Source organism: Methylomagnum sp., assembly GCF_054333355.1.
The window spans coordinates 1-8808 of sequence record NZ_JBTEKS010000176.1 but is presented as its reverse complement, the minus strand read 5'-3'; the positions used below and the strand labels follow the sequence as shown (position 1 = coordinate 8808).

5 protein-coding genes and 1 riboswitch are annotated in these 8808 nt (G+C 62.9%); of the genes, 1 reads left to right on the top strand and 4 read right to left on the bottom strand.

Features of this window, described 5'->3' with window-relative positions:
• Together ACXWUF_RS13680 and ACXWUF_RS13675 are read right to left on the bottom strand one after the other, a co-directional pair.
• On the bottom strand, positions 1–940 hold a 940-nt coding region (locus ACXWUF_RS13680), incomplete at its 3' end, for a VPLPA-CTERM sorting domain-containing protein (protein WP_458495222.1).
• 101 nt (positions 941–1041) lie between these two features.
• Positions 1042–1123: riboswitch (cyclic di-GMP riboswitch) on the bottom strand.
• A gap of 930 nt (positions 1124–2053) precedes the next feature.
• Positions 2054–3706: a sulfotransferase gene (locus tag ACXWUF_RS13675; RefSeq protein WP_458495221.1), complete on the bottom strand. Its 1653-nt coding sequence runs from the start codon at positions 3704–3706 to the stop codon at positions 2054–2056.
• 606 nt (positions 3707–4312) lie between these two features.
• Here ACXWUF_RS13675 and ACXWUF_RS13670 point away from each other — a divergent pair.
• Positions 4313–4702 (top strand): response regulator transcription factor, encoded by a 390-nt coding sequence (locus tag ACXWUF_RS13670; protein ID WP_458495220.1) that lies wholly within the window; start codon positions 4313–4315, stop codon positions 4700–4702.
• 78 nt (positions 4703–4780) lie between these two features.
• Here the strand turns inward: ACXWUF_RS13670 and ACXWUF_RS13665 are convergent, their stop codons facing one another.
• Together ACXWUF_RS13665 and ACXWUF_RS13660 are read right to left on the bottom strand one after the other, a co-directional pair.
• Positions 4781–6346: a PP2C family protein-serine/threonine phosphatase gene (locus tag ACXWUF_RS13665; RefSeq protein ID WP_458495219.1), complete on the bottom strand. Its 1566-nt coding sequence runs from the start codon at positions 6344–6346 to the stop codon at positions 4781–4783.
• Positions 6343–8808, bottom strand: a 2466-nt coding sequence (locus tag ACXWUF_RS13660) for an ATP-binding protein (RefSeq protein ID WP_458495218.1), incomplete at its 5' end; no start/stop codon positions are given. The genes ACXWUF_RS13660 and ACXWUF_RS13665, both read right to left, overlap by 4 nt.

The following is an 8808-nucleotide window of genomic DNA, read 5'->3' as shown; positions in this document are numbered from 1 at the left end:
AGGCGGTGGTCTCGCCTTGGTTCTTGCGCCGCCCGATCACGCCCATCCCCGCCAGAGCGCTGCCGAACAGCCAGATCGCGGCGGGCACCGGCACCGGGGCGGTGGTGATGGATAGGCTGTAGTCGGCGACGTTTGTGTTCCAGCGGCCAACCCCCGCGCCGCCGATGTAGATGGAATAGACCTGATTCGCCTGGGCCACGAAGGACAGGCCGTTCACTGCGTCAACAGTGCCGCTGTGTTTAAGGTAGGTCAGGCCGACCGTGCCGAACGGATTGTTGGCGTCATAGGGCTTCGGGGCCGGCAAGCCGCCGCTCAGGCAGCCGGGGCAGTTCCACGAGCCATGGTGGGAATAGGAACCCGTGTTGGTGTCCGAGCCGGTGAAGATGGTGATGCCGAAGTTCTGAATATCGTAGCCGGTGCCGGTGACCACGGACGGATTCAGGGTGACCATCGCGGTTTCCTCGGACATGAAGAGGCCGATGTCGGTCTGGTGCTTCCAGCCGGTCGGGCCATTGGCTGTTGGAACGCCGCTGGCGTCCACGCCCGCGTCCTGCCAAGCGCTCGCGCCGGTGTCGATTTCCGCGTCGGTGATGAACGAGCCATAATTCGTCAGGGCGTCGGCCTTGGAGATTTCCAGCGAAGCCGCCGGGCCGTGGGCCTCCGCCGCCCAGTTGAGGTGGGCCTTGCCGGTGTAGCCGAACGGCAGGCTGGTCGAGACGCCAGTGCCGGTGCCGACCCAGCCATCCACGGCGGTCGGATAATTCCAGTTCATGCTCGCGCCGTTGTCCGTGGAGCCATAAACCCAGCCGTCGGTGCCGGTGGCACGGTTGGCGCCGGTTCGGATGGCGGTGTTGTACATGGTGTGCGCCGAAACGGTGGAAACCACCCCTGCGGAGAGTGCGGCCATGGTGATGGCCTGGGCCAGTCTGGTTTTAATCATATTGAACAACCTTAAAATTAAGCGATTAGTGGCCTAGTGAAGCGCTTCCTTGCCTGAAATTCTGCGCGATGGCGATACGCCGTCACGCTTTTCCCCTTCCGATATGCAACCCGGCCAACTTGGCGTCCTCCAAGCCCCGTGGCTTTCCGGCCCCGGTTCGCGACGGGTGTGGCGGCGAACATATCAGTCAACACTGATGGACGCCGTGGACATCCAACTTCCGTGCCAATTAAAACCATTTGAATTACAGTGGCTTGCGGCTGCCAATGCCGCGTCGATATGCGAAACCACGCACATCCTCAATGGATATGAAGTAGCGCCGACCCGCGCTCATGTCATGACCCGGCGGCGGCGATGGTGGTACCCGACAACGCGGTCCGCCACGCCCACCGGCAGGGCATGTTCGTGCTGGACCAGGGGGGAATACGGTGACGATCCGTCACGGCGCGGGGTTCGAGCCGAAGGTTTGGCGAATCCGATGCGGGTCGGCGGGCGCTCATGCCCGGCCTATCGGGGCTGGGTTCCCCTGCAAAATACGGGCACGGCTTGTCTAACCAATGAAGGGATTCCCAGCAGGGTTGAAGAGAAATCTTTGGCCAGGGGCGGTCATTTAAGGAATTTCCACAGTACAGCCGAAATAAGTGCCCAATGGCTGCCTTAAATTGCAACAGGGATTTCTCGGCCCAAATTCAGACCTTTCCGGTATATCTAAGATTGAAAGGAAACTCTTATGAAATCCAAACCGTTAAGCTCGATGTTCGCCCAATCCAACCGCGCCATGGAAGGACGCATTCTTCCTCCCCTCATCCTATGGATGCTCGGAGTGCCCGGAATCATTGCCTTCCTCTTATGGTTCTTCTTTTTCAGAACTTAAGCCCGGTCGTCCCAAGGGTTGGAATTGCCAGACTCGGCCAAGGCCACCACGGGGAGGGGCGTGAAGTGGCCCAGGCTATGTTGAAGGTGCTACGGTTTTTATGGGATTCCGGGCTTATCGCGCAAACATAATGGGATTCGCGGACCCGCCACTGGACCAAACCATAGACCTGACCGCGATCCGCAGGTCGGATATGAGAACACATGCCCGACCTACGGGAGCGCGGCCTCCGAGACCCATCACGAGCCGTCGTACCCGAACGCCGCGATGTACGGCGCCAGGATCGGCAGCACCGGCTCGAAGTGCCGCTCATAGCGTCGCCAGCGGGCCACGGCGGTTTTATACAAGGGCTGGCTGACCGCCGCGAAACTGGGGGTGGAAATGTAGCGGCCCCGCGCCCGCTCGTGGAAGGCCAACACCTCCGCCCGCCATTCCACACCCAGCAACTCGAACACCCGCCGGAAGGTGTTCTCGAAATCCCCCACCGTGTCCTCGTAGCGCAACTCCAGCCAAGCGGGCGCGATCAATCCCCGCAAGCACAGCCATAAACCCATCACCGCCCCGTATTGGCGGGCGATGCCCTCCCAGGACAGCAGGTTCACCGTGGCCGGGGACAGGCCGAACGCCTGCTGGAAACAGCTCAGGGTCACGTCGCGGGGGTCGCGCAGGGCGAACAGTATCTTCGCCTCGGGGAACAGGGTGGCGATGAATCCGGCGTCGATGCTGTTCAGCGAGAGCTTGTCGACGAAGCGCTTCCGCAAGGCTTCGCGGCCATATTCCTCTGCCACCCGTCGCCAATAGAACGCCCTGAGCTGGCGGGCTTCCTCCAAGCCGATCTTGCGCAGCGCCGCCGGGATGTCGTCCGCGACGCCGCTGATCCGGGCCAGTTCCAGGGTAAGCTCGAAGATGAAATCGTTCTCGTCAGAAGCCACCACCCCCGGATGGCTGCCTAGCACCTGCTCCGCCAGGGTGGTGCCGGAACGCAGGAAGCCGAACAGGAAGGCGGGCGTCGGCAAGCCATCGGCGAAATCCACAGGGGTCCAGCGATTCAGCAATTCCCGGTCGAAGCCCGCCCGATTGCGGGCCAGGGTGTCGAACACCCGGTTCCGGTCGGTGGCCCCGGCGGCGGGCAGGCCGCGATGAATTTCCCCGGCGCGGCTGAACGCCTCGAACGCGGCGTCGTACTCGCCCTGCTTGTCCAGCACCACGCCCAGTTCCAGCCAGGCGCGGGCGGTTTGCTCCGGGTCCCGGCTTTCCATCGCCACTCGTTCCAGCCGTTCGCGGGCTTCGGCCAGTCGGTCCCGCTCCTTGTGCAGCAAGGCCACCAGGATTTGGCAGCCGGGATGGCCGGGCAGCAACTCGCAAGCTTTCAGCGCGGGCGGCAAGGCTTCCTCGACCCGATTCACGCGGGACAGGCACAACGCCAGATTGTTCTGGGCCACCGCCGATCCGGGTGCCAGCCGCGTCCCGAGCCGGGCCAGCTTCAGGGCCATCTCCATATCGCCCCAGTGCTGCAATTGGCCGGAAAGCTGGAGCAAGGCGCCGGGGTCGCGGTTCTTGAGTCCCTGCCGTTCCAACTGCTTGGCGGCTTGGCGGAGATAGTCCCGCCCCTCCCGCCGCTTGCGTCGCCAGCACAGCGCCTGCCCCACGCCCGCCAAGGCTTCGGCCTCGTTGGGCTTGGCCGTCAGCACTTGGCGGAACCAGAATTCGGCGTCGCCGATCCGGCCCGCCGCCACGGATTGCCGCGCCCGCGTCAGCCACTCGGCGGAATTGGGCGTCTGGCGGGCCTGGAATTTGGCTTCCGTCGCGGCGCAACAGGCTTTGTATTTTTTACCGCTGCCGCAGGAACAGGGATCGTTGCGGCCAAGTTTGGGGTGGGCGTCCGAAGACATTGAATCTCCTAATAAGTTTGGGGCTGGAAATAGCGCGGTGGCCGGGATGGAAATCCGGCTTGTTTTGGGCTTGACGATTGAATATCCCCCGGTTGGAAAACTCAACGCGGCGGGGTAATTATGTCGGGAGGGCCATTATCATTATCTCATCAAAGAACCGCGCTGAAATATCCGCGTATTCTGCGCCGCTCATCGGGCGATTCCGCAAGCGGTATGGCAAATGACCACATATCAATTATGGCGCGGGGTTAGATTCAATAAACCGAACCATTGAAAACCATTTCATACCGTTTTTCGTTAGGCACCGAGCCGCTCGCCCCGATGTATGAAATGGAAAATAGCGCGATGTTTTGATACCCCCGTCCCAGCGTGGTCGAGGGGTAATGATGAACAGACGACCATCATTGGTGAGCGGCTAAAACTCAATGGATGTGGGCCTGGACCGCAGGGCAATTGCGCTATGGGGTTTTTGTCCCCTCTCCCGGTGGGAGAGGGAGAAAATCACATGGCGCGATTGCCCTGGCCTGAACCGGCGGAGGCAGCCCTAGCTTCGGCGCGGCAAGCTATAATCGGTGCCTCCTCCACCCAGACAGCACGAATTCAGCCATGAGCAAAAAAATCCTCATCGTGGACGACGAACCCCACATCCGCCTGCTACTCGAACAAACCTTGGAGGAACTGGAGGATTACGACGTGGAATTCTTCAGCGCCGAGAATGGCGAAAAAGCGCTGGAACTCATTCAGGAGGAAAAGCCCGATTTGGTGTTCCTCGACGTGATGATGCCGAAAATGAACGGCTTCGACGTGTGCAAAACCGTCAAGGGGGAATGGAACATGACGGACATCTACATCATCATCCTGACCGCGAAGGGCCAGGAGTACGACAAGGAAAAGGGCAAGGAAATGGGCGCCGACCGCTATCTCACCAAACCCTTCAACCCCGACGAAATCATGGCCAGCGCGGTCAGCGTGTTGGGCATCGAATTGGATGATTAGCATGTATCTCGGTGGGAGTGGGCTTTCAGCCCACGATCAGGCCCGGCCATCGCGGGCTGAAGCCCGCTCCCACAGCCTTCAAAGATTCGAAGGCGATCCGAGCCGCAGCCCCAGCATCGTGATGTCATCGGATTGCTCGGCCCCCTGGGCGTGGGTCCGCACCGCCTCAAGCACCGTTTCCACCAACGCCTGAGCGTCCAAGTCGGACCTTCCGGCCAAATAGTGGCTCAGCTTGTCCTCGGTGAATATCTCCTGCTGGGGACTCATGGCCTCGGTCACGCCGTCGGTGTACAGCAGCAGGCCGTCGCCCGGCGCCAGCGTCACCGCTTGCTCGCTGTAGGGCAAGCCCTCGATGATCCCCAGCGCCACGCCGTTCTCGCCCACCAGAAACGCCACCGACCCATCCCGCCGCAGCAACACGGGCGGATTGTGCCCGCCAAAGCCAAAGATGAGCTGGCCGGTCCTGATGTCCAGGGTGGCGAGGAACAGGGTCACGAACATCGCCGAATGATTGTCGCGGCACAGCTCCGGGTTCAGGGCGTCGAGGATGCGGCGCGGCTCCCGCGTCTGTTGGGCGATGACCCGCAGCAGGGTCTTGACCATCACCATGAACAACGCGGCGGGCACGCCCTTGTCGGACACATCGCCAATGGCGATCAACAGGGTGTGTTCGTCCAGGTAAAAGAAGTCGTATAAATCGCCGCCCACTTCCCGCGCCGGCTCCATGAAGGCGTACAAATCCACCGGGCCACCCTGGGCGAAACGGGGGAAATCCGTGGACAACATGCCCATCTGAATGCTGCGGGACAGCTTGAGGGATTCCTGCAAGCGCTCCTGCTCGACCCGCTCCATGATGAGCTGGACCCGGCCCAGCGCCATCGCGGCCTGGGAGGCCAGCACGTTCAACACCTTCAAGTCAGCGGCCTGGAAGCTGACGGGGTCCGGGGTGGCGACCACCAACAGGCCGAAGGTCCGGTCATTGGTCCGCAACGGCAAGCAAAGCAGCGCTCGCACGCCCGCCAAGCAACCCGGCCTGGCTTGATAGCGGGCGTCCCCGGCCACGTCGTTGACGATCTCCGCATTACCCGCGTCCAACACCTGCCCGGTGATGCCGTCCAGCGGCTCGAAGCGCTGGCCGACCGGGAACAAGCCGCCCTCGCCCGCGCACACCGCCAGCCCATCCGGGGTGTCGTCCGCCAGCAGCAGGCCGATTTGCAAGGTCTTGCCACTGGGCAGCAGGCGGCGGGCTTCGGTCAGGGTCAGTTGGGCCAGGGCCGGAATATCCAGGCAGGCGGTGATTTTCTCGCCCAATTCATAGAGCAGGGTCAGTTCCTTGTACTTGCCCAGGGTTTCCTGAGCCAGCGATTTGCTTTCCAGTTCCTTTTGCCCGATATAGGCCAGCAGCCCGGCCAGAATCGGCGCGTGCGGCCCGCCACCCACCCAGCCTAGCGGCGGCTGGCCTGCCAATTCGATGGGATGGCGCTCCGCGTCGGAATTCGAGTTTTCGCCGGGTTCGCCGAACACCTTCCCGCCCTCGGCGTCGAGGACGAACAAGGCTTCGTTCCAATCGGCCACCATGCGCCGGATCAAGGCCGACGCCGGACCTTTCTGGCACAGCCGTTTGAGTTTGATGTCTTGGCTCATGCCGCGTCTCCGTCCAGCAAGGTGAAAAACAGTCGGTCCATGCCCTGGTCAATCCGCAGGCGCGACACGATCCGGCAGCGTTCCGCCAGCCCGGCCTCGGCCACCACCAAATGCGGGTTGAAGCCGCCCGCCATCGCCACGCCCGCCTCGCCGTCGGCGGCGTCCCGCACCTGATGACCAGCCTGGGTCAGCAAGTCCGCCAAGACGCGCCGCCGCGCTTCGCTCCCGTCCAGCAACAGCACGCGCCTGACCTTTTCCGGGGCGGCGGGGGTCAAGAGGACACGCACTTTTTCCACCAGCGCCGTCGCCTCGACCGGCTTGGTCAGGTAGCAATCAATGCCCAGCCGCTCGCTGAATTTGCGGTCCTCGGCCACGGTGTGTAGCACGATGGGCAGGTCCAGGGTGACGGGGTCGGCCCGCAGCTTGGCGGCGACGGCGAAGCCGGTGAGGTGGGGCATCCGCACGTCGAGGATGACCAAATCCGGCGGATCGGCGTCCACCAGTTCGAGTCCCTGCACGCCGCTGTCGGCCTCGCTGATTTTGAAGCCTTCCCCGGCCAATTCCTGGCGCAGCAGTTGGCGGATGTTGGGGTCGTCGTCGATCACGATGAGATGGCGGGGCGCCATGGATTGACCGCCGAGGGCGTGGCGCTCGATGCGGGCGCGCAGGCGGCGCTCCAAGTCAGCGCCTGTGGTCCGCCGCACGAAATCAATTTCGTAGCCTTCCTGGGTGGTCGCCAAGCTGGCGGCGCTGTCGGGGGGCAGGGGCAGGGAAAACAAGAAGCGACTGCCCACGCCGATTTCGCTTTCCACCCACACCCGCCCGCCGTGATGCTCGACGATCTCCTTGCAGATGGGCAATCCCAGGCCGGTGCCCTTGGGCTTGTCGGTGAGGGTGTCGCCCACCTGCTTGAACTTCTCGAACACCAAGGGCTGATCCTCCGGCTTGATGCCGCAGCCGGTGTCGGTGACGGACACCACGATGTCCTGGCCGCGCCGCTCGGTTTTCAGGGTGACGCTGCCCTGGTCGGTGAATTTGACCGCGTTGGAGATGAGGTTGATGACCACCTGAATCAGCCGGTCCCGGTCGCCCTCGACTTCGGGCAGGTCGCCCGCCAGTGCTTTGCGCAGTTCCACCGACTTGTGGGCCACCAGTGAGGACGTCGCGGTCATGGCCCGCTCCACCACGTCCTCGATGCGCAAGGGCTGCATATTCCAATCGGTGCGCCCGGCCTCCATCTTGGCGAGGTCCAGCACGTCGTTGATGAGCGTGGTCAGCCGCTCGCCCTCCTCGACGATGATCTTGGTGTTCTCCATCACCTGCTTGACGGCCCGTTCCACCTTCTTGTCGGTCAGTTCCGACAGGGGCGGCAGCAGGACGCTTTCGAAGCGCTTCTGGATGATGCGGGCGAAACCCAGCACCGAGGTGAGCGGGGTGCGCAGCTCGTGGGAAACCGTGGACAGGAAGTTGGTCTTCATCTGGTCCAGCTCCTTGAGCTTCTCGTAGGCGTGTTCCAGTTCCAGGGTGCGGGCCTTGACCTTTTCTTCCAGGGTGCGGTTGTACTCCTCAAGCCGCTGGTGGGAGTGGCGGATTTCCCCCGACATTTCCACGAACGAGCGGGCCAGTAGACCGATTTCGCCGTCGGCCTTGAAGCCGTTCTTGGTCTTGCCATCGGCGGACGATTCCAAGAGCCGCGCCGCGCCATCGAAATCGCCCCGCGCCAATTCCCGCACCGAGACCGTCAGGCGGGTCAGTGGGCGCGACAGCGTGGTGGCGATGAGCAGCACCACGCCGGAGCCAAGCAGGATGAACACCCCGGCGATGGCGGCGGTGGTCAGGATCATGTTGCGGGTCTGGAGATTAACGTCGGCTTCGAAGCGGGCGATTTCCCGCCGCAACTCGTGGGTGGTGAAGCCCAGCCGCAACACGCCCCATTGCTTGGCGCCGAACTGGATGGGCAGGATGAATTCGATGGCGTTGAGCCGGGGATATTCCTGGGTGACGGGCTGGGTCTGGGCCAGGGCGAATTGGTCGGCCTCGCCATGCAGGTAGGCTTGGCGGGCCTCGGGCTGCTCGGAACGGGAGAACACCGTGCCCTCGGGATTCATGAGGATGGCGTAGTCCAGCAGATTCGATTCGGTGATGGCCTTGTCCAGCACCTCGGCGATGCGCGAGAAGTTGAACGAGGCGATGTCGTTCTCCACCTGGGGTTGCAGCACGTTGACGAGGGTCCGGCTGCGCTCCATCAGGTTTTCCCGCATCAGGGTGACGCGCTTATCCAGTTCGGACTCTAGGAAGCGCTGTTGCAGCATCAATTCAATGGCCGTCAGGGTGACGACCAAGCCCACGATGAGGCCCATCATGGTGGACAGGAGCTTCCAGCGGATGCTGCCCTTGACGCGCCCGACGGGAAGGGTGTCGGGACGGGCGGGGCGCGGGGCTTTCTTCCGGGGGGCGCGGGC

Coding starts and splice junctions, on each gene's coding strand:
- ACXWUF_RS13675 (WP_458495221.1), bottom strand. CDS start 3,706: ATGTCTTCGGACGCCCACCCCAAACTTGGCCGCAACGATCCCTGTTCC.
- ACXWUF_RS13670 (WP_458495220.1), top strand. CDS start 4,313: ATGAGCAAAAAAATCCTCATCGTGGACGACGAACCCCACATCCGCCTG.
- ACXWUF_RS13665 (WP_458495219.1), bottom strand. CDS start 6,346: ATGAGCCAAGACATCAAACTCAAACGGCTGTGCCAGAAAGGTCCGGCG.